General features: G+C 55.8%; 17 protein-coding genes. 4 read left to right on the plus strand and 13 right to left on the minus strand.

What is annotated here, in order from left to right:
* Positions 1–84 precede the first annotated feature (84 nt).
* The 3 genes from catA to AC3WOK_RS15955 form a co-directional block, all read right to left on the minus strand.
* Complete coding sequence (gene catA, locus AC3WOK_RS15945) at positions 85–762, minus strand: type A chloramphenicol O-acetyltransferase (RefSeq protein WP_447855147.1); 678 nt, start codon at positions 760–762, stop codon at positions 85–87.
* A 61-nt stretch (positions 763–823) separates the two neighbouring features.
* Complete coding sequence (locus AC3WOK_RS15950) at positions 824–2755, minus strand: putative bifunctional diguanylate cyclase/phosphodiesterase (RefSeq protein ID WP_447855149.1); 1932 nt, start codon at positions 2753–2755, stop codon at positions 824–826.
* Positions 2756–2772: 17 nt separating this feature from the next.
* Positions 2773–3267, minus strand: coding sequence for a putative pterin-binding protein (locus tag AC3WOK_RS15955; RefSeq protein ID WP_059310473.1), 495 nt, complete (start codon positions 3265–3267; stop codon positions 2773–2775).
* A 588-nt stretch (positions 3268–3855) separates the two neighbouring features.
* Between AC3WOK_RS15955 and AC3WOK_RS15960 the strand changes: the two genes are divergently transcribed.
* Complete coding sequence (locus tag AC3WOK_RS15960) at positions 3856–4149, plus strand: hypothetical protein (RefSeq protein WP_072250571.1); 294 nt, start codon at positions 3856–3858, stop codon at positions 4147–4149.
* Here the strand turns inward: AC3WOK_RS15960 and AC3WOK_RS15965 are convergent.
* The 4 genes from AC3WOK_RS15965 to AC3WOK_RS15980 all read right to left on the minus strand — a co-directional run bounded on the left by AC3WOK_RS15965 (position 4146) and on the right by AC3WOK_RS15980 (position 9638).
* Complete coding sequence (locus tag AC3WOK_RS15965) at positions 4146–5930, minus strand: diguanylate cyclase (protein ID WP_059310474.1); 1785 nt, start codon at positions 5928–5930, stop codon at positions 4146–4148. The two genes, AC3WOK_RS15960 and AC3WOK_RS15965, sit on opposite strands and share 4 nt — an antisense overlap.
* A 119-nt stretch (positions 5931–6049) precedes the next feature.
* Positions 6050–7159, minus strand: coding sequence for an AI-2E family transporter (locus tag AC3WOK_RS15970; RefSeq protein ID WP_059310475.1), 1110 nt, complete (start codon positions 7157–7159; stop codon positions 6050–6052).
* A 98-nt stretch (positions 7160–7257) separates the two neighbouring features.
* Positions 7258–8439 (minus strand): amidohydrolase, encoded by a 1182-nt coding sequence (locus tag AC3WOK_RS15975; protein ID WP_447855150.1) that lies wholly within the window; start codon positions 8437–8439, stop codon positions 7258–7260.
* Between the two features lie 11 nt (positions 8440–8450).
* Positions 8451–9638: an MFS transporter gene (locus tag AC3WOK_RS15980; protein WP_059310477.1), complete on the minus strand. Its 1188-nt coding sequence runs from the start codon at positions 9636–9638 to the stop codon at positions 8451–8453.
* Positions 9639–9765: 127 nt separating this feature from the next.
* Here AC3WOK_RS15980 and AC3WOK_RS15985 point away from each other — a divergent pair, with 127 nt between their 5' ends.
* The 3 genes from AC3WOK_RS15985 (at position 9766) to mmuM (ending at position 13231) form a co-directional block, all read left to right on the plus strand.
* Positions 9766–10674, plus strand: a complete 909-nt coding sequence (locus AC3WOK_RS15985; RefSeq protein WP_059310478.1) for a LysR substrate-binding domain-containing protein — start codon at positions 9766–9768, stop codon at positions 10672–10674.
* A gap of 237 nt (positions 10675–10911) precedes the next feature.
* Positions 10912–12312 (plus strand): S-methylmethionine permease, encoded by a 1401-nt coding sequence (mmuP, locus tag AC3WOK_RS15990; protein ID WP_447855151.1) that lies wholly within the window; start codon positions 10912–10914, stop codon positions 12310–12312.
* Positions 12299–13231 (plus strand): homocysteine S-methyltransferase, encoded by a 933-nt coding sequence (gene mmuM, locus AC3WOK_RS15995; protein WP_492354802.1) that lies wholly within the window; start codon positions 12299–12301, stop codon positions 13229–13231. Before mmuP ends, mmuM begins: the two co-directional genes overlap by 14 nt.
* Before the next feature lie 40 nt (positions 13232–13271).
* Here mmuM and fbpC read toward each other — a convergent pair whose 3' ends face one another.
* The 6 genes from fbpC to AC3WOK_RS16025 all read right to left on the minus strand — a co-directional run bounded on the left by fbpC (position 13272) and on the right by AC3WOK_RS16025 (position 21069).
* Positions 13272–14318, minus strand: coding sequence for a ferric ABC transporter ATP-binding protein (fbpC, locus tag AC3WOK_RS16000; protein WP_059310481.1), 1047 nt, complete (start codon positions 14316–14318; stop codon positions 13272–13274).
* A gap of 4 nt (positions 14319–14322) precedes the next feature.
* On the minus strand, positions 14323–16401 hold the full coding sequence (locus AC3WOK_RS16005; protein ID WP_447855153.1) for an ABC transporter permease: 2079 nt from the start codon (positions 16399–16401) through the stop codon (positions 14323–14325).
* Between the two features lie 65 nt (positions 16402–16466).
* Positions 16467–17498 carry an ABC transporter substrate-binding protein gene (locus AC3WOK_RS16010; RefSeq protein ID WP_033487712.1) on the minus strand — a complete coding sequence of 344 codons (1032 nt, stop codon included), beginning with the start codon at positions 17496–17498 and terminating at the stop codon, positions 16467–16469.
* A 13-nt stretch (positions 17499–17511) separates the two neighbouring features.
* The gene (uhpC, locus tag AC3WOK_RS16015) at positions 17512–18813 is read right to left on the minus strand and encodes an MFS transporter family glucose-6-phosphate receptor UhpC (protein ID WP_063428262.1); all 1302 of its coding nucleotides are present in this window, start codon (positions 18811–18813) and stop codon (positions 17512–17514) included.
* An 85-nt stretch (positions 18814–18898) separates the two neighbouring features.
* On the minus strand, positions 18899–20440 hold the full coding sequence (locus AC3WOK_RS16020; protein ID WP_059310484.1) for an MASE1 domain-containing sensor histidine kinase: 1542 nt from the start codon (positions 20438–20440) through the stop codon (positions 18899–18901).
* Complete coding sequence (locus AC3WOK_RS16025) at positions 20440–21069, minus strand: response regulator transcription factor (RefSeq protein ID WP_059310485.1); 630 nt, start codon at positions 21067–21069, stop codon at positions 20440–20442. The genes AC3WOK_RS16020 and AC3WOK_RS16025 overlap by 1 nt, the downstream gene beginning before the upstream one ends.
* Between the last annotated feature and the right edge of the window lie 123 nt (positions 21070–21192).

Raw genomic sequence — 21192 nt, forward strand, 5'->3', positions numbered from 1 at the left:
GCCTTTTGTTCCTATTATCGCACCATCTTTTAAAAGCTTTTAAATAAACAACATTTGCCTTTTTAAATAGAGGAATCTGGCGCATCAGCCATTACGTTCCCCCGACACCTCCGGCAAACCATCACACATCTCCTGCAGCTCATTAAACATCCTTGCCACGTGGAAACCATCGCACACGGAGTGATGAACCTGCACCGCCATAGGCAACAGAACTTTTCCATCCTGTTCGTAGTATTTGCCAAACGTGAACATCGGGGAAAAGAAGTTCTTCATGTGAGCAATGTTCATAGTAAAGTTCGTAAACGTTACCCAGGGAATAGACGATACGAAAAAGACATTTTCCCGGGACTCTTCCTTCGGCCAGTAAGAAAGGGTATTTCCATAGTGGGCAACGTCTTCTGCATATGTGTTCTGGAAGTGATGGATATTGCCATCATAATGGCTCCACAATGACGAAAACGTCTCCGTTTCAGGGTGGAAAATCGTATAGCTGGGATGAATTTCATTCCATACGACAAGCTCATTGTCCTTCATGACCATACGGAACTCGGAATGTCGGTTCATGATTTTAGAGAGGAGGAAAATAATCGTTGGATAAAACTTCCAGCCAACCTCTTTGATATGTTTTCGCAGCGCGGTAATGTCGATCAGAACAGTTTGGTTAATGGTACATTCAGCAAATGACTGAAATACCTCAAAATGCTCCTTCCTTGGCCAACGAGATAAGTCAACAGGCGTATATTCTGGGATGGTTTTTTTCATGTTTAACCTTGATTCGCAATCATCTGAAAGGTGTTGGGCCTGAAACAACCGCAAAACCTTTTCAACCGTATCTGATCTTCCTTTCAACCTCAGGCTGCGGTTTTCCGAAAAGGTAACCCTGTACGAGATCGCAGCCAAGCACCTGTAGACGTTCAAGCTGCGCTTCGGTTTCAACGCCTTCTGCAATGACTCTCATATTGAGGCTCTTGGCCATACCGGTAATCAATTTAACGATATTAAGCGCATCATCTTGCGTGGATATCGGGTTCACGAAGGATTTGTCTATCTTAATTTTATCAAAATTAAGCTCGCTCAATCTTGAGAGCGACGAATATCCGGTACCGAAATCATCGATGGAAATTTTCACACCCAGCGCTCGTAGCTTTTTGAGAATAGTAAGCGGCGTGTTGCTGTCGCTGAAGAGCGAAGACTCCGTCACCTCTAACTCAAGTCGGCTAGCAGGCAGCCCTGTCTCTTTCAGGATGGACTGCACCATCGTCGTAAACAATTTGTTACCCAACTGAATAGGTGAGACGTTCACAGAGATCCTTGCCGGAACCGCCCAGGAAACCGCTTCCCGGCAGGCGAGCTCAAGCACCGTTTTACCAATCTCATTGATCATCCCTGTTTTTTCAGCAACAGAAATAAAGTAATCCGGCGACAGCATTCCCTTCACCGGGTGCATCCAGCGAATAAGCGCTTCGTAGCCGTAAATTTCACTACTGAATGAATCGACAATCGGCTGGTAATAAACAACGAACTCATGGTTATCCAGCGCCAATGCCATATCATGTTCAAGAGTTCGGCTTTCCTGCAGCTTTTGCAGCATCCACTGACGGAAGACTTTTATCTGCTGTGAGCCTTCTTTTTTGGCTTCGTAGAGGGCCAGATCGGCAAATTTATAAAGATAATCAGAGCGTCGTTCATTATCAGACAAAACGATACCCACGCAGGTGGCAATTTTTATCAGCTGGTTATTAATCGTATAGGGCTGGCTGATTTGATCGCTGATTTCTTTTGCGCGCGTAACTGCCGCGCTTTCGGTCAAGCCGCTGGACAGAAGGGCAAACTCGTCTCCCCCCAAACGGTAAAACGTATCGGAAGCACTGCTCATCGAGGTCAGTCGCCGGGAAACCTGATTCAACAGCAAATCACCGGCATCATGGCCATAGGTATCGTTGACCTCTTTGAAGCGGTCCAGATCAAATAACATCACCGTGACGGGGATGTGGTTTTTATCGGCCTGAAGATTAATTTTGTTGAGGTCGTCCCAGAAGAAAAGGCGGTTTTTCATGCCGGTGAGGGAATCATGGTAAACATCATATTCCAGCTTCGCATTCTGGATTTGCAGCGTTTCTTTTGATATCTGAAGCTCGTCAGCAAGACTTTTAACCTGCATGTGCGCTTTGAGAATATTTTTATTCTGGTAGATCATTAAGAAACCAAGGATGAAACTTAGTATTACCAGAAGTAACGAAAGTGCCGAATAAATATAATAAAGAATCTGTATTTTATTATTGGATTCATTAACGGTATTAATATCTTTTGTTAATGCCGTTGCAGAAAGTTGGCTTAGCGGCGCATCGAGTTCGTGCATATTTGTCAGGTATGCCTGTAACTCTGAATGGCTCATTTTTTCAAGATTAGCATCCAGATAGGCCAGTATTTGCTCTAAGCGTGAAGCGAGCGCCTGGTGCAGTTTATCGCTGTCAATATAGCGACCTAAATCTCCCCCTTTCATTAAGTCACTTTGGCTTAACATAATTTCGAGGCGCATGCGGACCTGGTCTATCGTAACGTCGTCGGTATCGGTTGCGTATAGACCAAGCCATGATTCAAATCGGTAGTACTCTGATACCAGTTGTGCCACGGACCAGGACTCAGTGTATTGAGTCAGTTTTTGCAACTCTTGCTGACGATCGTAAACAAGGTATGCAATATATCCTGTCGTGATAAAAAGAGAAAAAATGATACCAACCAGTATCCTGTTCATTATGTTCTCCTGAACTGCTACTCAATCTTCATTTTGCTAACCTGCCATGCTGATCGCGAGTAATAAATTTGATTATTCAACTCCGGAATACTGTCATAGGGGTAAACAATGAATGATGGACCTTTATCGCGGATGCGCATATATTCGCCATTGACCTTTAAGGCGAGAATGGCGTTGTATTTTTTGAAATCGCTGAGAGGGATGATCGTGGAATAATCATTGAGCGCAATAACGTTCACGTTAGAGCCCTTCGCACCCACATAATCCATGAGTTTGCTCATGGGAACACCCTCAAACTTAGTACGTCCATTATACCAGGGGGAGGTCGTCTCGAAACTCACCACACCCAGTTTTTCAAGGCTGGCGAGATCAAACACTGCTTTTCCATTTTCATTGGTATTTTCTATATTACCGTAAATCGTTAAAATGGGTTTACCAACTGGTTTTGGCAGTTCGCCAGCCCAGGTTACACCAGGTACCAGACAGCATAACAGCAGTAGGGTTAATCGCATTTTTGCCTCCACTTTTTAACAGAAGTATAAGAATTATAATTTAGTAATCCTACTAGTTTATATATTTTGTTGGAACGCTATGGTTTTTAAAGAATGGTTGCGTTTAAACTCATTGTAATCAATGGGTTGCGCAATTCCGAATCTGCGGGTTTTGATTGTCTGTCTGCGCTTCTTTTTTTGAAATCCGCTTAGGTTACTTGAACAAGCTCCCCAGCCGTTTAAAAAACGATCGTTTTTACGGATTGTCGTTTTACGCATCACAGATTTATCTGTGATGAAAATCATTTTTTAGTGACTAAACGTCAGGACAGGACGTGCCGATGACGGCTCCAGTGGGCGTTGCGATACGGTGTCCGTACAGGTGCCGCGCTATCATACTTTGAGTAATGATGTCTGGCGACGTGTGCCTCGATCTATACCGGACATTCTTTAATTCGCAGAGGGGAAACAGTGGTCGTTTTTTCTTTATTAAATTTACCACAGCTAAATTTGTCTTTTTCAAATGTATTACCATTGACTTGAATCATTATATCTCTTTCTTTCGCCGCTTATCGTGTGCAGGCCCCTTACTTAAAACGAGTCAAAAAAATGAAAAAAAGACCATCCTTGATGGTGCTTTTCGCTGTGTGCTGTTTTTTTGCTGCGGACATTGCCGTGGCAAAAAACAGTTCAGTTTCCAGTGAACAGGTTAAAGAGAATGTTATTGCAGAGTCAATTGCATCTTATCCCGGGGTATGCGCCTGTCCTTTTAACCGGGCCAGGAACGGAAGCGCCTGCGGAAGACGCAGCGCATGGAGCAAAGCAGGAGGCTATGCTCCGATTTGTTATAAAAATGAAGTGACGGATGAGATGGTAAAGCAGTGGCGTGAAAATAATAGCTAACCCGCCTCCAGCATCCCAAAACTCACAATCCGCGCCCGGCCCAGCTCTTTCGCGCGGTACAGGGCCACATCCGCGGCGCGCAGCAGGTTGTCAGTCTGGGCATGTTGCGGGTAGCTGGCAATGCCTATCGACACATCTACCGGGCCAATCTCGGTCAGCCCGTAGCGAATCGACAGCTCATGCACGCCGGTGTAAATCTTCTGCGCGCAGGCGTATGCCCCTGCTTCATCGGCACCGGAAAGCAGAACCAGAAACTCCTCGCCCCCGTAGCGGAACGCCAGTCCGTTGTCATGTGTGGCCCGCTGAACAATCGACGCCACGGTTTTGATAACCAGGTCGCCCGCTTCGTGGCCGAACCGGTCATTAATGCTCTTGAAGTGATCGATATCGATCATCATGCAGCTTAACGGCTCGCCGCTGCGAATCGCCTGTGCCGTTTGGGTTTGCAGGGTATCTTCCAGATGATGGCGATTACGCAGGCCGGTGAGCGGGTCAAACAAGGCTTTTTCCAGCAACGCGTCGCGCAGACGCTGGTTGGCCAGCGCCAGCCCGAGCGCTTCGGCCATCAGTTCCAGATACGCGCGGGAAGGGGCATTGTCTGCCGTGATATTCTGGAAGGAGAGCAGGCCAATGGCCTCTCCCTGGGCGATAAGCGGCACGCACAGCGCGGTTTCCGCCTGTGAAGCGGGAAGATGGTAGCAGGCGATATCCGGCTCACCGTTTACCGGCGGATGGCTCTGCCCGCGACGTACGGCCCAGCACTCGTCCGGGTGGAAGGTCGTCTCTTCACCCACCGGTGAAAGCCAGTGTGCGACGCAGCGCATCTGCCACGGTTCACGGTCAAGAATGTAGAGCCGGCCCGCTATCCCCGGTGCAATGTTGGGCGCAAACAGCTCCGCCACGTTAATCACATCGTTAAAGTTTTCACACCCCTGCAGCCGCTGGGTCATGCGCGCCAGCAGCTCGCGGATGGCCCAGTCGGCATCGCGCTCTCTTTCCAGACGCTGTCGCGCAAGGCCGTTTTCACGGAAGATGCTGATGGCCTGCGCCATATCGCCGATCTCATCAATCTGGTTGAAATTGGGCGTTTCAACCGCGTAATCCTGTGACGCCAGGCGGTGCACCACGTCGCTCAGTCGCACCACGGGGCGCAGCACGCGGCGTTTTAATATAAAGCCAAGAACAAACAGGAACAGCAGGGCGGTCAGGCCGACCGTCAGCTCAGAGGCGGTACGCAGCGCTTTCGATTTTTTTGTCGCTTCCTGAACGGAGGCGATGACGCGTTTGTCGAGTATCTGGCGAAAGTGATCGATCTGGTTCTGCGCGCGCTCCAGCTCCTGCTCATACGGGGCGCCATAGAGCAGGGCAACGGCCTGAGCGTCTTCGCCTTGCTCAAGGCTGGCGAGTGCGGTTTGCTGTTCGTCCTGCAGCTCATCGACGATTTTTACCCCTTCATGCAGCAGGGACAGTTCTTCATCCGATGCGCCATTATCCTGCAACTTTTCCAGCCGAAGCTCGATGCTCTTCAGGCTCTTTTCTGCCTGGTTATATTCCTTGAGAATCTGCGGATCTTTTTTAATGACGTACAGCCGTGCTAAATCAGACTGCGCCCAGACATCGGTTTCGATATCTTCCGTAAGCTGATCAAATTTCTGCCGTTGTTCAACGGCCTGACGCTCGATGGTATCGGCATTGGACGCCATCAGCATAATGATGCCGGAGGCGATGGTCAGGCAGACCGTGGCACCATAGGCCCAGTTGGTTATCGTCGCGATTCGCACCAGATGATCCTTTTACGGCATGAGTAGGATGGCGTTCTTCAAATTATAGAAAACGTTTGATTTAAGGTGAAAAAAAAGGCGGCACAGTGCCGCCTCGTGTGGTCTTTATCGTCACATCCCTACAAATCTGGAGGATTTTTTCCTTCTTCGATGAAATCCGCGTCCAGCTCTTCGGCGTTACCTTCGTGATCGCGCCCGGAGAAGAGGTTCCAGCAGGCGATAAACAGCGCGGCAATCAGCGGCCCAATGACAAAGCCGTTAATGCCGTACAGCTCCATACCGCCGAGGGTGGAGATCAGAATCAGGTAGTCCGGCATTTTGGTGTCTTTCCCCACCAGCAGCGGGCGCAGGATGTTGTCCACCAGCCCGACGACGATCACGAAGAAGCCGACAATAAACAGCCCTTGCCAGATCTGATGCGTGGCGAACAGGAAAATAGCGGCGGGCACCCAGACAATCGCCGAGCCGATGGCGGGCACCAGGGAGAGGAACGCCATCAGCGCGCCCCAGAGCACGCTGCCGTCAATACCCACAATTGCAAACGCAATTCCGCCGAGTATGCCCTGAACCACGGCCACCGCAGCCGTTCCTTTTACCGTGGCGCGCGACACGCCGACGAATTTAGCGAACAGGTGCTGCTTGGCGAAATCAGACAGGGGCAGGGAGTCGAGGATCTGGCGCACCAGATACGGGCCATCTTTCAGCAGGAAGAACAGCAGATAAAGCATGATGCCGAAGCTAATCGCAAAGCCAAACGTCCCTTTGCCAATCAGAAACGCGCTGCCGGCGAGATATTGCCCGCCCTGCAGGGCGACATCGGAGAGTTTTTTCTGGATCTGCGCCGCGTTGGTCAGGTTGTGATCCGCCAGGAAGCCGCTGGCCCAGCCTGGAAGGTGGTTGAAGATGCTCGCCACCACTTCAGGGAATTGGGTGTTGTTCTCCTGCAGTTTGGTGTAAACCACGTTCAGCTCAATGGCGAGCGAGGAGAGGATCACCATCAGCGGGATAAAGACGATCAGGCAGATAATGCCGATGGTCAACAGCGAGGCAAGCCCGTTGCGCTCCCCCAGCGCGGTGCGCAGCTTGTTTTTTACCGGGTTAAAAATGACGGTCAGAATCGCGGCCCACAGTATCGCGGAGAAGTAGGGCGAGAGCACGTCGAAGAAGGCCCAGGTCACAAGGGCGAGAATGAAAATAAAGAAGCCTTTGGTCAGTCCGTTAAAGCGCATCAGTCAGTCCTGGTTACTAAGAAACTGTGACGACTATAGAACCGATTGTGAGAATTACCAACCATTGCACCGGGTAAGGTGCAATGGTTGGTGAGGCGTTAAATCGCCTCAAATAACGCGCTTACCAGCGCAATATGTGCCTTAACGCCCACGGTGAGCGCGGCTTCATCAATGCGGAAGTGTGGGTTATGGACGTTCCATACCGCACCCTTTTCCTCGTTGCCGCAGCCGATAAACAGGAACGAACCGGGAATTTTCTCCTGATAGGATGAGAAATCTTCGCTGCCGAACAGCGCGCGATCGGCCAGCTGCAGCGTCCCGTCACCAAAGTGCTCCGCAATGGCTTTTTTGGCGATGGCGTTGGTGTCGGCATGGTTATTTCCGACGGCATAACCCTGCTGCCAGCGGATCTCACAGCGCGCCCCGTGGGCGCTCACTACGCCTTCAACAATACGCTGCATCAGCCGGGGAACCTGTTCACGAACCTGCTGATTATGGGTTCGCACCGTTCCTGCCAGACGGGCGCTGTCCGGAATGACGTTATAGCTATCACCGGCCTGGAAGGTGGCAATGGTCAGCACCGGGGCGTTGATCGGGTCAAGATTACGTGCGACCACGTTTTGCAGGGCGGTAACCACTTCAGCGCCGATTACCACCGGATCGATACAGAACTGCGGCATTGAGCCGTGGCCGCCCTGCCCAAAAATAGTGATGTCAAAGTTATCGCTGGAGGCAACGTAAACGCCCTCTTTCAGCGTGATTTTTCCCGTAGGGCTGTTCGGGAATACGTGCAGGCCGAAAATCTTTTCGACGTCGTCAACGACCCCTTTCTCCACCAGCTCGCGTGCGCCGCCCGGCGGCACCTCTTCGGCAGGCTGGAAGATAAACTTAATGCTGCCGCAAAGCTGGCTGCGCAGATGGCAGAGCACTTTCGCTGCCCCCATCAACATGGCGGTGTGGGCATCGTGACCGCAGGCGTGCATCACGCCGGGCCGAGTGGAGCTAAATGATTCTCCACTCTCTTCCTGTAGCGGTAGCGCGTCGATATCGGCCCGCAGCGCCCACGTTGGGCCGGGTTTTTCGCCCTGCAATACGGCTACTACGCTGTTCTCCAGCGGGCGGCTTATCGCCAGCTCCGGCAGATTCCCCAGCTCGCGGGCAATAAAATCAGCGGTGGGCTTTTCCTGAAACGAGAGGTCCGGGTTGGCGTGAATATGCCTGCGCCAGCGGATCACCTCTTCATTAACGTCGCGGATAAGGTTTTCAGTGGTACTTTTCATGACGGTCTCCTTCAGTCAGTCACCGGCAGCGTGGCCACAGGTTTTTTTATCAGCGGTACTATCGCCGCCCCCGCGCAGACCATTGCCAGTGACAGGAAAATAAACGCGCTTTCGTAGCTGTGGCTTTTCCCGACAAGATAGCCAATTACGACAGGCGAAACGAAGCCTCCCAGCGTTCCGCCGGTGTTTATCAGGCCGATAGCCGATCCCATAATGTTCTCCGGAAGGCGTTTCATCGGCAGGGTAAAGGCGGTTACAAAGGTTGCCATCAGGAAGATCTCCCCCACGAACAGCAGGACGCTGGCCGTCAGCGCCGTAGCGGTATGGAAGATGCCGAAAATGGCGGCAGCACCGATCAGCGCGCAGATCAAAATCACCTGCGGCTCGCGGTTGTGGAAATATTTCCCGACGAACCAGCCGGTGCACAAGGACGAGAGCCAAATCCCCGCGCCGCCGACGGCGACGATATAGCCGGAAATTTCCAGCGGCATCCCCCTGCTCTGGACGAAGAATTTTGGCAGCCAGGCCATCAGGCCGTAGCTGGGAATATTGACGCAGAACACAGAGACAAAGAGTAGCACCACCGTCGGGTTACGCCACAGGGCGCCGTTTTGCTCACCTGACTGCGGGCGCGGCGCAGGTTTCTGATAGGGCACGCGCACGGCGATCAGCGCGGCGATGGCGCAAGCAACGATCCCCAGCACCACAAACGACGCGTGCCAGCCCAGATGCTCCAGCGCAGAGACGGCCACAATGGGCCCCACGGTCATTGCCAGCCCGGCGGAGGAAAGCAAAACCGATTGCGCAAAGGTGCGTTTTTCCAGCGAGAAATTGCTGACCACCGCTTTCGCGCAAGAGCATGGGTAGCCGGAATGCCCCACTCCGGAGAGAAAGCGAAACAGCAGCAGCAGGCCAAAGCTCATGCCCAGCGCACCGAAGCACAGGGCGAAGATCCCGAGCGCGCACAGGGAGAGGATCAGCATGGTTTTATAGCCGAGCCTGTCGTTCAGCCAGCCCGCGGGCACCTGAAAGAGAGAATAGGCCAGGAAGAAAATGCCGGTGATGTAGCCCAGTTCCGCGCTGGTGAGGCCGAACTCTTTTTCGATAGGCAGCAGGGCAAACCCCATGACGGTTTTATCGATATAGACCACGACATAGCCGACAAAAAGCAAAAAAATCATCTGTGACTGGCTTTTCATTTTATTTTCCGCCTGACGTCAGAGTGTGATGAGGAGTGTTGTGTGTACTCCGAATCTAGGGGTTTACCTGAGACCCGGGAAGATATAATTTTTCTATAGGTGATGCTTTTTTGTTATAGGGTGAGTGATGAGATATTTGCCAAAGCTTGGGCATCTTCAGGCCTTTCGTCAGGTGGCACGCAGCGGCAGTATTCGTTCAGCCGCGCGCGAGCTGGGCGTTTCTCAGCCCGGGTTGAGCCGAACATTGCGTGAGCTTGAGCAAACTTTAGGCACGCAACTTTTATTGCGCAGCAAAGAGGGCATCGCCCTGACCGAGGCGGGAATGGCCTTTTCCCACCGCGCGGAGTGGGTGCTGGAGGAGTTGCGCCGTGCGGCAGATGAAGTGGAACAGATTAACCATTACACCCACGGACGGCTGACCGTGGGGTTCTCGTCACTGATTGCGCTGACGGTGTTTCCCGATGTGGCCGAGGCGTTTAAGGAGACGCTGCCGCAGGTGCTGCTGACGGTAAAAGAAGGGCAGTTATCCTCGCTGTTACCCGGCGTGCGCAACGGTGAAATTGACATCGCCATCGGTTCTGTCGATCCGATGGCGCCGCCAGAAGGGGTGATGATCGAACCTCTGTTCACCTCGCCGTTTTGTATCGTCGCGCGCAAAGGACATCCGCTGGCTGACGCACGCGATCTGATGGCGCTGCGTCAGGCTAAATGGTTGCTGCCGGAGTCATCAATGGGTTACTACCAGCAGCTGCAAAACGAGCTCAGCCATTTTTACCGACAGGTCGACGTGACGCCGCTGCGTACGGATTCTGTTATCACCGGCCTGAGTATGGTGCTCAACGCGGACTATCTGACGGTGGTTGCTCGGGCAATGTGTCAGCCGCTGCAGCTTGATGACAAGCTGGTCGCGCTGCCCATCGCCCAGCTGCCGTCGGCTCAGTACTGCGCGGTGTGGTCGCAGAAATCGGCGATGACCACTAACGCGCGCCAGTTTTTAATTCGCCTGCGCGAGGCATGCAGAGGGTTTAGCTGGTAGGGAAAAGATACGACTTTTGTCTGACCCAGGATCGACGTCGTCCGCACCATGCTGTAAGTATCTGCTTGCGGAGGTGCTTATGGCCTGGCGTCCAATTCTCTATGTGATCCTCACAACCCACCCCAGACTCAGCGCGCGGCGCGCCCGTTTGCGTCTGGTCATCTAGCTTTTTATTAACAACCGCGGTATAACACACCTTCTTTGGATGTTTAGATGTCCATACGTATAGAAGGTAATATGCAAACACAACAAGAAAATGGACAGCTTAAGCGCACCATGAAAACGCGCCACCTGATTATGCTCTCGCTGGGCGGCGTGATTGGGACAGGGTTATTCTTTAATACCGGATACATCATTGCGACGACCGGGGCGGCGGGTACGCTGCTGGCGTATCTGATAGGCGCGCTGGTGGTCTGGCTGGTGATGCAGTGTCTGGGCGAGCTCTCCGTGGCGATGCCGGAAACCGGCGCGTTCCACGTCTACGCCGCCCGCTATCTTGGCCCGGCCACGGGCTACACCGTGGCGTGGCTCTACTGGCTCACCTGGACGGTGGCGCTCGGGTCAAGTTTTACCGCCGCCGGGTTCTGCATGCAGTACTGGTTCCCGCAGGTGCCCGTCTGGGCCTGGTGTGTGGTCTTCTGCGCGGTGATTTTTAGCCTCAACGTCATCTCGACGCGCTTCTTTGCGGAAGGTGAGTTCTGGTTCTCACTGGTGAAAGTCATCACCATTATCGCTTTTATTATCCTGGGCGGCGCGGCGGTCTTTGGCTTTATCCCGATGAAGGACGGTACGCCCGCGCCGGGCTTAACCAACATTACGGCCGAAGGCTGGTTCCCGCACGGCGGCCTGCCGATCCTGATGACCATGGTAGCGGTGAATTTTGCCTTCTCCGGGACGGAGCTTATCGGTATCGCGGCGGGTGAAACCCAAAACCCCCACAAGGTGATTCCGGTCGCTATCCGTACCACCATTGCGCGGCTGATTATCTTCTTTATCGGTACCGTGTTTGTACTGGCGGCGCTGATCCCGATGCAGCAGGCGGGTGTGGAAAAAAGCCCGTTCGTGCTGGTGTTCGAAAAGGTCGGTATTCCTTATGCGGCGGACATCTTTAACTTTGTGATCCTGACGGCGATCCTCTCGGCGGCGAACTCCGGTCTGTACGCGTCTGGACGCATGCTGTGGTCGCTCTCGAATGAGAAAACGCTGCCGCGCTGCTTTGCCCGCGTCAACAAAAACGGCGTGCCGCTTACGGCGCTTTCGGTTTCCATGCTCGGCGGCGTGCTGGCGCTGTTCTCAAGCGTCGTGGCTCCGGACACCGTGTTCGTTGCGCTCTCGGCGATTTCTGGCTTTGCCGTGGTGGCGGTCTGGATCAGCATCTGCGCGTCGCACTTCGTGTTCCGTCGTCGTTATCTGCAGTCCGGCCAGCCGCTCTCTGCGCTGCAGTATCGAGCGCCGTGGTATCCGCTGGTGCCGGTGCTCGGCTTTATCCTCTGCGTGGTGGCCTGTGTCGGCCTGTGGTTTGACCCGAGCCAGCGCATTGCCCTTTATTGCGGGCTTCCGTTCGTTGCCCTGTGCTATGGTGCCTACTATCTGACCCGAAATATGACATCGCAGGAGCCTGAACATGTCGCAGAATAATCCGCTTACCGCCATCCTCGAAAAACAGCCGTTCGTAGTGCTGGATGGCGCGATGGCAACGGAGCTGGAAGCGCGCGGCTGTAACCTGGCAGACAGCCTCTGGTCTGCCAAAGTGCTGGTTGAAAACCCGGATCTCATCCGCGAAGTACATCTTGATTACTACCGGGCTGGTGCGCAGGTGGCTATCACCGCCAGCTATCAGGCCACGCCTGCGGGCTTTTCCGCGCGCGGTCTGGACGAGGCGCAGTCTCGCGCGCTGATCGGCAAAAGCGTAGAGCTGGCGCGTAACGCGCGCGAAGCGTATCTGGCCGAAAACCCGCATGCGGGCACGCTGCTGGTTGCTGGCTCCGTGGGGCCGTACGGCGCGTATCTGGCGGATGGATCTGAATATCGCGGCGACTATGTGCGCAGTGCTGAAGAGTTCACTGCTTTTCACCGCCCGCGCGTGGAGGCACTGCTGGATGCGGGTGCCGATCTGCTGGCGTGTGAAACGCTGCCGTCCTTTGCGGAAATCAAGGCGCTGGCGGCACTTCTGGCCGAGTATCCTCGCGCCCGGGCGTGGTTCTCGTTTACCCTGCGAGACAGTGAACACCTGAGCGACGGCACGCCGCTGCGTGAGGTGGTCAGCGTACTGGCGAATTCTCCGCACATTGTTGCCCTGGGCATTAACTGCATCGCTCTGGAAAACACCACGGCGGCGCTGAAGCATCTGCAAGGCCTGACCGCGCTGCCGCTGGTGGTCTATCCGAATTCGGGCGAGCACTATGACGCGGTAACCAAAACCTGGCACCACCACGGCGAAGCGTGCGAGACGCTGGCGGGGTATCTGCCGCAGTGGCTGGAAGCCGGAGCGAAGCTGATTGGCGGGTGCTGCCGCACCACGCCAAAAGATATTGCTGAGCTGAACGCGCAGCGCTGAGTCTTTTGCCGGGTAGCGGCTGCGCCTTACCCGGCACACATCATGCCGCCTCCGCCAATACAAACATCCCGTACGGATGGATCTCAAGATAGTACGCATCGCCCACGTCCGGCTGCAGGCGCGTGGCGTTAACCTGCAGTAAAATCTCTTGTCCGTGCCAGTCGACAATCACCTCATACTGCGGACCCATATAGGCGACGTGGCGGATAGTGCAGCGCTGGCTCGCCTCGCCGTGCTGGCTGAGCGTAATCGCCTCCGGACGCACGCCGACGGTGCCTTCGCCCTGGGTAGTAAAGTGCAGCGGACGCGGCAGACGATAGCCGTGGATTTCCACGACATCCTCGCTGAAGCGGGCCGGGAAGAGGTTGGCATCCCCCATAAAACTCGCCATAAAGCGAGACGCCGGTTGCCGATACAAATCCTGAGGCGAGCCAATCTGCATAATGTTGCCCTTGTTCATCACCAGCACGGTGTCGGAAACCGCAAATGCCTCGCTTTGATCGTGCGTCACGTACAGCGAGGTGATGTTGAACTGCTTTTGCAGCTCGCGGATTTTGTCCCGCATGCTGCGCCTGAGGTTCGCATCGAGGTTGCTCAGCGGTTCATCGAACAGCAACACTTTGGGTTTGAGGATCAGAGCGCGGGCCAGCGCCACGCGCTGCTGCTGGCCGCCGGAAATCTGATCCACGTAGCGATCTTCAAACCCCTCCAGGTCAACCATCGCCAGGGCTTCTTTGACCCGCGTTTTTATCTCTGCGCGCGAAACGCCCAGCATCTTCAGACCGTAGCCCACGTTCTCGCCCAGCGACATATGCGGGAAAAGCGCGTAGGACTGGAACACCATACAGATATCGCGCTGCTGAATGGAGCGGTGGGTCACATCCTCACCATCGATGTAAATCTGCCCTTCGGTCGGTTTTTCCAGCCCGGCAACCAGGCGCAGCACGGTGGTTTTACCGCAGCCGGACGGGCCGAGCAGCGTTACCATTTGTCCCTGCGGGATCGCCAGGTTGATGTTTTCAATTACCGTGTTTGCGCCAAAGCGTTTGGTCACGTTGCGCAGTTCAACAAAATGTTTCTCAGTCATAGCGTTACGCCTGGTTTTTGGCTTTTGAACGGGAGATACGCGCCTCGCCGATCAGCCAGTCAAAGAGGAAAATGATCGCCAGCATGACCACAATCAGGATCGAGCCGTAGGCAATCGCCACGCCGTATTCGCCGTCTTCCACGCGGTTCAGAATGTAGGCCGTTGCCACGCGGGTGTCCGGCGTGACGAGGAACACAATGGCGCTGACGGTGGTGATGGCGCGCACAAAGCTGTAAATCAGCGCCGATAAAATGGCCGGACGCAGCAGCGGCAGCAGGATGTGGGTGATGGTGCGCAGGCTTCCGGCACGCAGGCTCAGCGAGGCCTCGTCCAGCGACTTGTCGATCTGCCCTAATCCCGCGATCCCGGCGCGAATGCCCACCGGCACGTTACGCATCACCATGGAGATAATCACGATGGCGGCGGTGCCCGTGAGGTACACCGGCGCGCTGTTAAAGGCCAGAATGTACGACACGCCCGCCACGGTACCCGGTACGGCAAAGCACAGCATGGTGGTGAACTCGATGGTCTTTTTACCCCGGAACTGCTGGCGCACCACAACCCAGGCAATCAGCAGTCCGAAGGCGGCGGTGATCGGCGCGGCAATCCCGGCGTAAAGCAGAGTATCGAGCAGTGAAGGCCACGCACCGTCGCTCATCCCCTGGCCGAACAGCTTGATAAAGTTATCCAGCGTCAGGGTGTAATCCACGCCCCAGTTGACGGTAAAGCTCCCGTAGAAAATGCTGCCGTAGAGCAGGGCGTTAAAGGCGATCCACACCGCCAGCAGGGCGATCACGCTCCACACCAGCGTCACCGGCAGCGGCTGCACGTCGCCGCGGTACGATTTACCGGACACGGTGACGTAGGAGCGCTTGCCGATCCACATGTACTGAATGCAGAACACCAGCAGCGAGAACAGCAGCAGGAAGGCCCCAAGGGTACTCGCTGCCTGATAATCCAGCTGTGAGCCGGTAATGTAGAAGTAGATCTGCGTGGCCAGCACGTCGAAGTTCCCGCCCAGCACCAGCGGGTTACTGAAGTCGGCCAGCGACTGCACAATCACGATTAAGAACGCATTCGCCAGCGCCGGCTTCAGCAGCGGCACGAAGACGCCGTTAAAGGTCTGCCAGCGGCTGGCGCGCAGGGTGTATGAGGCCTCTTCCAGCGACGGGTGGATGGTTTTGATCGCGCCGTCGAGGATCATAAAGGCCATCGGCGTGAAGGCCAGCACCTGCGCCAGCCAGATGCCGGTGAAGCCGTACAGCCAGTTGGTATTGGTTAACCCAAACCAGTCCACCATCAGCTCCGTCATATAGCCAGAGCGCCCCATCATCAGCGTAACGCCCAACCCCACCACAAACGGCGGGGTCACGATGGGGAGAATCGAGAAGATACGTCCAATGATGGCGCTGCGTTTAGCGATGCGCGTGGTGTAAATCGCCAGCACCAGGCCAAAGAAGGTGCAGCCGACCCCGACGGCTATCGACAGCAGAATCGAGTTGATGATGACCTGGATAATGTGCGCCTGCGACAGCACGTTCATAAAGGCCAGCGGGGCGAATTCGCCAGCGTCGTTGGTGAACATCGGAATGAAAATGGCGATGCTCGGCCAGACGATAAAAATGCCGATCAGCGCCACGATGGTAATCAGCGAGCCGATGACAAAGCGATCGCCGCCCAGCCACTCCAGGCGGGTGAGGGCCAGCGTCATGATGGCGCCCAGGGCAACAAACAGCATGATGGTGGCATAGCCTAAGCCGCGTCCTTCCACCGTGGCGCTGATGACTATAAAGGCCATGCACAGCAGCGCCCAGCCCGCGTCAAGGTAGTGGCGGCTGCGCTGCTCGCGCTTTGCTTCGTTAAACGGGCGCACCAGCAGCAGGCTCGGCAGCAGGTACCACAGCCAGCTGACGTTGAAATGGGACCAGCCGTAGGCGTCGAGGATCTCATCCCCGGTAGATTCCAGCAGGCCGTAATCAAGGCTCCAGCTCGGCAGCAGGGCAAAGGCCAGCCAGCCGAGTAAAACCCACAGGAATACCGCATCCCGTTTTTTCGCGGGATGAAGAGGAAGTGTTTGTGACATAAGTTTTCCGGGTGTTGGATGCCCGGCAAAGGAATGCAGCCGGGCGATGACCACTGTTCGCGGGCTTATTTACCCATCTTCACGTCGCTGACCCATTTATTGATCAGCGCTTTACGCACGTCCGTAGAGCCGTACTTGTCCATGTCATAGCTGATGAGCTTCAGGTCATCGAGCTTGAGCGAGTTCGGCGAAGTTTCCGCCGTGGTGTTGGTCAGGATTTGGTAGGACTTGCCCTTCTTCCACGCCAGCTCCTGCGCTTCTTTGGAGAGCACCCAGTCCACGAACAGCTTCGCGTTCTCTTCGTTGCGCGCGCCCTTCAGAATGCTCACGCCGCCAATCTCATACCCGGTGCCTTCGCACGGAGAGATCAGCTCCAGCGGCGCACCCTGCTCTTTTTCCAGCGAGTAGTCGTGCAGGAAGCCGATGCCGATGGCGGTTTCACCGCGCGCGGCGTTACGCGCCGGGGCAATACCGGATTTGGTGTACTGAGATACGTTGCCGTTCAGCTGTTTCAGGTAGTCGAAGGCCTGGTCTTCCCCCCACAGCTGGACGAAGGTTGCCAGCGCGGTATAGGCGGTGCCGGAGCTTTGCGGATCGGCGATCTGGATCTCACCCTTGTATTCCGGTTTGGTCAGATCCTTCCAGCATTTTGGGACCGGCAGGTTTTTCTCTTTCAGGCGCTGGGTGTTGACGCCAAAACCTAAGATCCCGACGTAAACCGCTGAGGAGAGGTTGCCCTTCACCTTGGCCGGATCGCGGAATTTCTCCATGATCTGTTCCAGGTTTTTCGATTTATAGGGCTGGAGTAGCCCCATTTCACCGGCCTGGGACTGCGGATCGAGCGTGCCGCCGTACCATACATCGGCCTGCGGGTTTTTCTTCTCGGCATCCACTTTCGCCAGCGTGCTGCCGGAGCCGTTGCGGATAAACGAGGTTTTAACATCGTACTTTTCACCGAACGCTTTGGTTTCGACTTCGCACATTTCGTTGGTGGCGCTGCAGTACACCACCAGACGGCCTTTGGCCTGTGCGGCACCGGTTAAGGTAGCCAGCGCGATCCCGGAAGCAATGAGGGTAGAGAGAAGCGTTGTTTTCATTATTCAGCCCTTTTTATGACGTTATGTGACTGCGAGAAGCGGTGATGCCCGCCATCAGCAAGGGCATCAGTAATAAACCCATCAGGACGGCCGCAATCGAGAGCAAACTGAACATCCCCGACCAGCCGTAGCGTTCAATCACCTGTGACAGCGGCCACCCGGCCAGCGATGCGCCCAGATAGGCAAATACGCCGAGAAAGCCGGTAATCGAGCCTGCCGCCTGTTTATGTCCACACTCAACGGCGGCAAGGCCAATGAGCATCTGCGGACCGAAGACGAAAAATCCGACCGTAAAAAAGCACATCGCCAGCAGGGCGTAGTGGTGAACCGGTGCCAGCCACAGCGCGGCGACAGACACCATCAGCCCCAGCGTGAACAGCAAAATCATCGGTGCACGCTGGCCGCTGAACAGCAGGTCTGATCCCCATCCGGCAAACAGCGCGCCCAGTAAGCCGCCCACTTCGAAGAGCATCACCGTGGCGTTGGCGCTGAGCAGATTCACGCCGTGGCTTTCTGCCAGCCAGATGTTGCCCCAGTCGTTCAGGGCGATGCGGATGAGATACACCAGCACATACGACGCCCCGAGCAGCCAGATCATCGGGTTTTGCAGCATGGTGGTGCGCAACATCTGCCATAGCCCCATCGGCGGGCTTTGCTGCTGCTGGCGCAGCTCCAGCGGATCGCTCCGCCACTCCCCGACCGTGGGCAGACCCTCTTCCTGCGGTGTGCCCCGCAGCTGTGTGGTCAGCCACAGACCGAGCACGATGCTGATGATCCCCGGTGTCAGCATCGCCGCCTGCCAGCCCCATCGGTGGGCGGCAACGGCGCAAATCAACGGAATAATCGCGCCACCTATATTGATAGAGGTATTCCAGCAGCCCCACCAGAAGCCGCGCTCGTTGCGCGAATACCAGTGGGTCAGCAGCCTGGCGCAGGGCGGCCAGCCCCAGCCCTGAAAGAAGCCGTTCAGCGTCCAGATAAACAGCAGCAGCGGGAACGCATCGCAAAAGCTGAACAGCACGTTCAGCACGCCCGTTGCCAGCAGCCCGATGCCCATAAACGCGCGCTGTCCGTGGCTGTCGTGCCAGAGTCCGGCGGCAAATTTGGACAGCCCGTAGCTGAGATAAAACAGCGAGCCGATAAGCCCGATATCGCCCTTGCTGAGCCCCAAATCCAGCTGCAGCGCGGGTAAAACGGTGTTCAGGCTTTTTCGCGTCAGGTAAAACGCGGCGTAGCCAATCACCATACAAAGGAGCAGTCTGGGGCGCAGCGCCCGGTAACGTTGTGAAACCTCTTCAGCAGACAGTGCGTGCATGGCGTTCTCCGTTTGAGATGACTGTAGGGAAGTGCGGCATAAATGGGATGAGACAAAGTCTGGAGTGACTAAGACTTTTTCCTGGTCAGCGCGGCGTTTGTTGCAAATTTGTGGGCAGGTTAACAATTACGCGCGTCCCGAGACGGGATTCCAGCGTCAGTTCGCCGCCGAGCGCCGAGACGCGTTCGCGCATGCCCTGAATGCCGAAGCCGGGCTGCTGCTGCGGGCTGATGCCGCTGCCGTTATCGTGCACCTCGAGGTACAGCCGCGCGTGACGCTGGCAGAGCAGAATCGTGACTTCGCTGGCGTTGGCGTGTTTGCAGACGTTGTTGAGCAGCTCCTGTAGCAGGCGATACAGCGTAAAGACCAGCGTTTCGCTTTCCGGCGGCGTGGGAAGCCGGTAGTCAAAACGGCAGCGGATCCCGCGTTCAGCGAAGGCGAACTCGTTGACCAGGTGGTGCAGAGCCTCCTGGAGCGACAGCTCGTCGAGCACGGGTGGGCGGAGCTGGCGCAGCAGCTGGCGCGTGGAGTGGTGAATACGCCGCGCGAGGTCGTTGATCTGTCCGGCGGCCTCAATGGCGAGCGGCGTATCGCTCGCCCGCTTCACCAGCTGAGACTGGATCTGGATAGCGGTGATGTTCTGGCCGATTTCATCGTGAAGCTCGCGCGCCAGCTGCTTGCGGGTGTCCTCTTCGGAATGGATCAGCTTTTCCGCCAGCGCCCGTCTGGCCTGAAGTTCACTCTCAAGCCGGTGGCGATAGCGTTCGAGGTTCATCGCCAGATGCTGCTGGCGGCTGATGGCGATCCCCAGGCCAATCCCCAGCAGCGACTGGGTAGAGAGAAAAATTTCCAGTTCGAGAAGGTCGCTAAACCCGACGCCCACCTGGCGGGCAATGGTGATCATCATGCTGCCGAGCAGCCCGGAAAGGACACCGCCCTGCCAGCCGAATTTCCACGCCATCACCACGTTGGGCAGGAACACGACAATCAGCAGTAGCCGCTCCAGCGCGGGGGAGAGCACCATCTGCGTGCCGATGCCGATAATGAAAAACAGGCTGCACCAGATAATCAGCGAGGTGCGCAGCGGCGGATTGCTGGTGTCCAGCCCCAGCAGATGGTAACGATGCTGCTGGCGTAAAAATTCGAAGACCAGATAGACGAACGGCGTAAGCAGTACGCCACCGGTAAAGGAGCCGAGCAAAAGCAGCGTGGCCGGGCTGTCCAGAAAGGGCGACAGGAGCAAGGTTTGCAGCAGGGCATTCACCGTCACCGCCGCAATCAGCGTCGACAGCCGCTGCCAGTAGAGCGGGAAGCGGTGCCAGTACCTCTGTGCCAGCCAGGCGCTGACGATGCCGATAAGCGGCACGGCCAGCATTAGATAACGCGTGAGGAGCTGCTCACCGTGCAGCCACAGAATGGCGGCAAGGGGGGGAAGAATTAATGCAGGCCAGTAGCGACGTGAAAGTAAAATCATCAGCGCCAGCCACACGCCCTGCGGCAGAAACAGCACCGCCTGCTGGCCGTTGTGGGTAAGGTAGAAGCTCAGCGTCCACAGCATCAGCCAGCCGGTTCCCCAGGCCAGCATAATGAACAGGGACAGGATCAGATGCCGGACAGCGCGCCGCATCAGTGGCCCGTGAGCAGTTGGTTATCAAGCGCGAAGTGCACCAGGTCGATGGTGCTGCTGCACTGAAGCTTGCCCAGCACGTTGGCACGATGGACGTGAACGGTTTTATGGCTCAGCGAAAGCGTATAGGCAATCTCCTTCACGCTTTCGCCTTTCACCAGCAGCTCAAACACTTCGCGCTCGCGCGGGGTGAGTGCCTCAAGCGCTTTTGGCATCGGCTCGCCGCCGCGCAGCGCTTTTACCGCATCGGCGCACAGGTAATGCCCGCCCATGCCGACGGTGCGCACGGCCTGCACCAGCTCCTCCGGACCGCAGCGCTTGGTCAGGTAGCCGTTTGCACCCGCGTCGAGGGCGCTTTGCACAAAGGCCGGGGTGTCGTAGATGCTCAGGATGATGGCGCGAAACGTCGGCCGCTGTTGGCGCAGGCGCTTGAGCAGGCTAAGGCCGTTTTCGTCCGGCATTGCGACGTCCATCACCGCCACATCGATATCGTTGCGCGACAAGGCGGGCCACGCCTCCGCCGCGCTGCTAAACTGGCCCTCAACGATCACATCCTCTTCCAGATTTAACAGCTGGGCGAAACCGGAACGCACCACCACGTGATCGTCCACCAGCACCACTTTAATCATCTCGACACCTTTTGCTCATTAGTTGACCTATGATGCCCGTTGCCGGCGGGCTGGCAATCCTGCGGCTGCGGTTATGTAACCGATGTAACAAAATTGCAATAAAGCCACAGTCCACTTTTTAAC

Source organism: Enterobacter sp. FW301-JW81, from assembly GCF_058788735.1.

Excerpts from the sequence above, each read along its gene's own strand:
- catA (WP_447855147.1), bottom strand. The coding sequence starts at position 762 with ATGAAAAAAACCATCCCAGAATATACGCCTGTTGACTTATCTCGTTGG.
- AC3WOK_RS15950 (WP_447855149.1), bottom strand. The coding sequence starts at position 2,755 with ATGAACAGGATACTGGTTGGTATCATTTTTTCTCTTTTTATCACGACA.
- AC3WOK_RS15955 (WP_059310473.1), bottom strand. The coding sequence starts at position 3,267 with ATGCGATTAACCCTACTGCTGTTATGCTGTCTGGTACCTGGTGTAACC.
- AC3WOK_RS15960 (WP_072250571.1), top strand. The coding sequence starts at position 3,856 with ATGAAAAAAAGACCATCCTTGATGGTGCTTTTCGCTGTGTGCTGTTTT.
- AC3WOK_RS15970 (WP_059310475.1), bottom strand. The coding sequence starts at position 7,159 with ATGCGCTTTAACGGACTGACCAAAGGCTTCTTTATTTTCATTCTCGCC.
- AC3WOK_RS15975 (WP_447855150.1), bottom strand. The coding sequence starts at position 8,439 with ATGAAAAGTACCACTGAAAACCTTATCCGCGACGTTAATGAAGAGGTG.
- AC3WOK_RS15980 (WP_059310477.1), bottom strand. The coding sequence starts at position 9,638 with ATGAAAAGCCAGTCACAGATGATTTTTTTGCTTTTTGTCGGCTATGTC.
- AC3WOK_RS15985 (WP_059310478.1), top strand. The coding sequence starts at position 9,766 with ATGAGATATTTGCCAAAGCTTGGGCATCTTCAGGCCTTTCGTCAGGTG.
- mmuP (WP_447855151.1), top strand. The coding sequence starts at position 10,912 with ATGCAAACACAACAAGAAAATGGACAGCTTAAGCGCACCATGAAAACG.
- mmuM (WP_492354802.1), top strand. The coding sequence starts at position 12,299 with ATGTCGCAGAATAATCCGCTTACCGCCATCCTCGAAAAACAGCCGTTC.
- fbpC (WP_059310481.1), bottom strand. The coding sequence starts at position 14,318 with ATGACTGAGAAACATTTTGTTGAACTGCGCAACGTGACCAAACGCTTT.
- AC3WOK_RS16005 (WP_447855153.1), bottom strand. The coding sequence starts at position 16,401 with ATGTCACAAACACTTCCTCTTCATCCCGCGAAAAAACGGGATGCGGTA.
- AC3WOK_RS16010 (WP_033487712.1), bottom strand. The coding sequence starts at position 17,498 with ATGAAAACAACGCTTCTCTCTACCCTCATTGCTTCCGGGATCGCGCTG.
- uhpC (WP_063428262.1), bottom strand. The coding sequence starts at position 18,813 with ATGCACGCACTGTCTGCTGAAGAGGTTTCACAACGTTACCGGGCGCTG.
- AC3WOK_RS16020 (WP_059310484.1), bottom strand. The coding sequence starts at position 20,440 with ATGCGGCGCGCTGTCCGGCATCTGATCCTGTCCCTGTTCATTATGCTG.
- AC3WOK_RS16025 (WP_059310485.1), bottom strand. The coding sequence starts at position 21,069 with ATGATTAAAGTGGTGCTGGTGGACGATCACGTGGTGGTGCGTTCCGGT.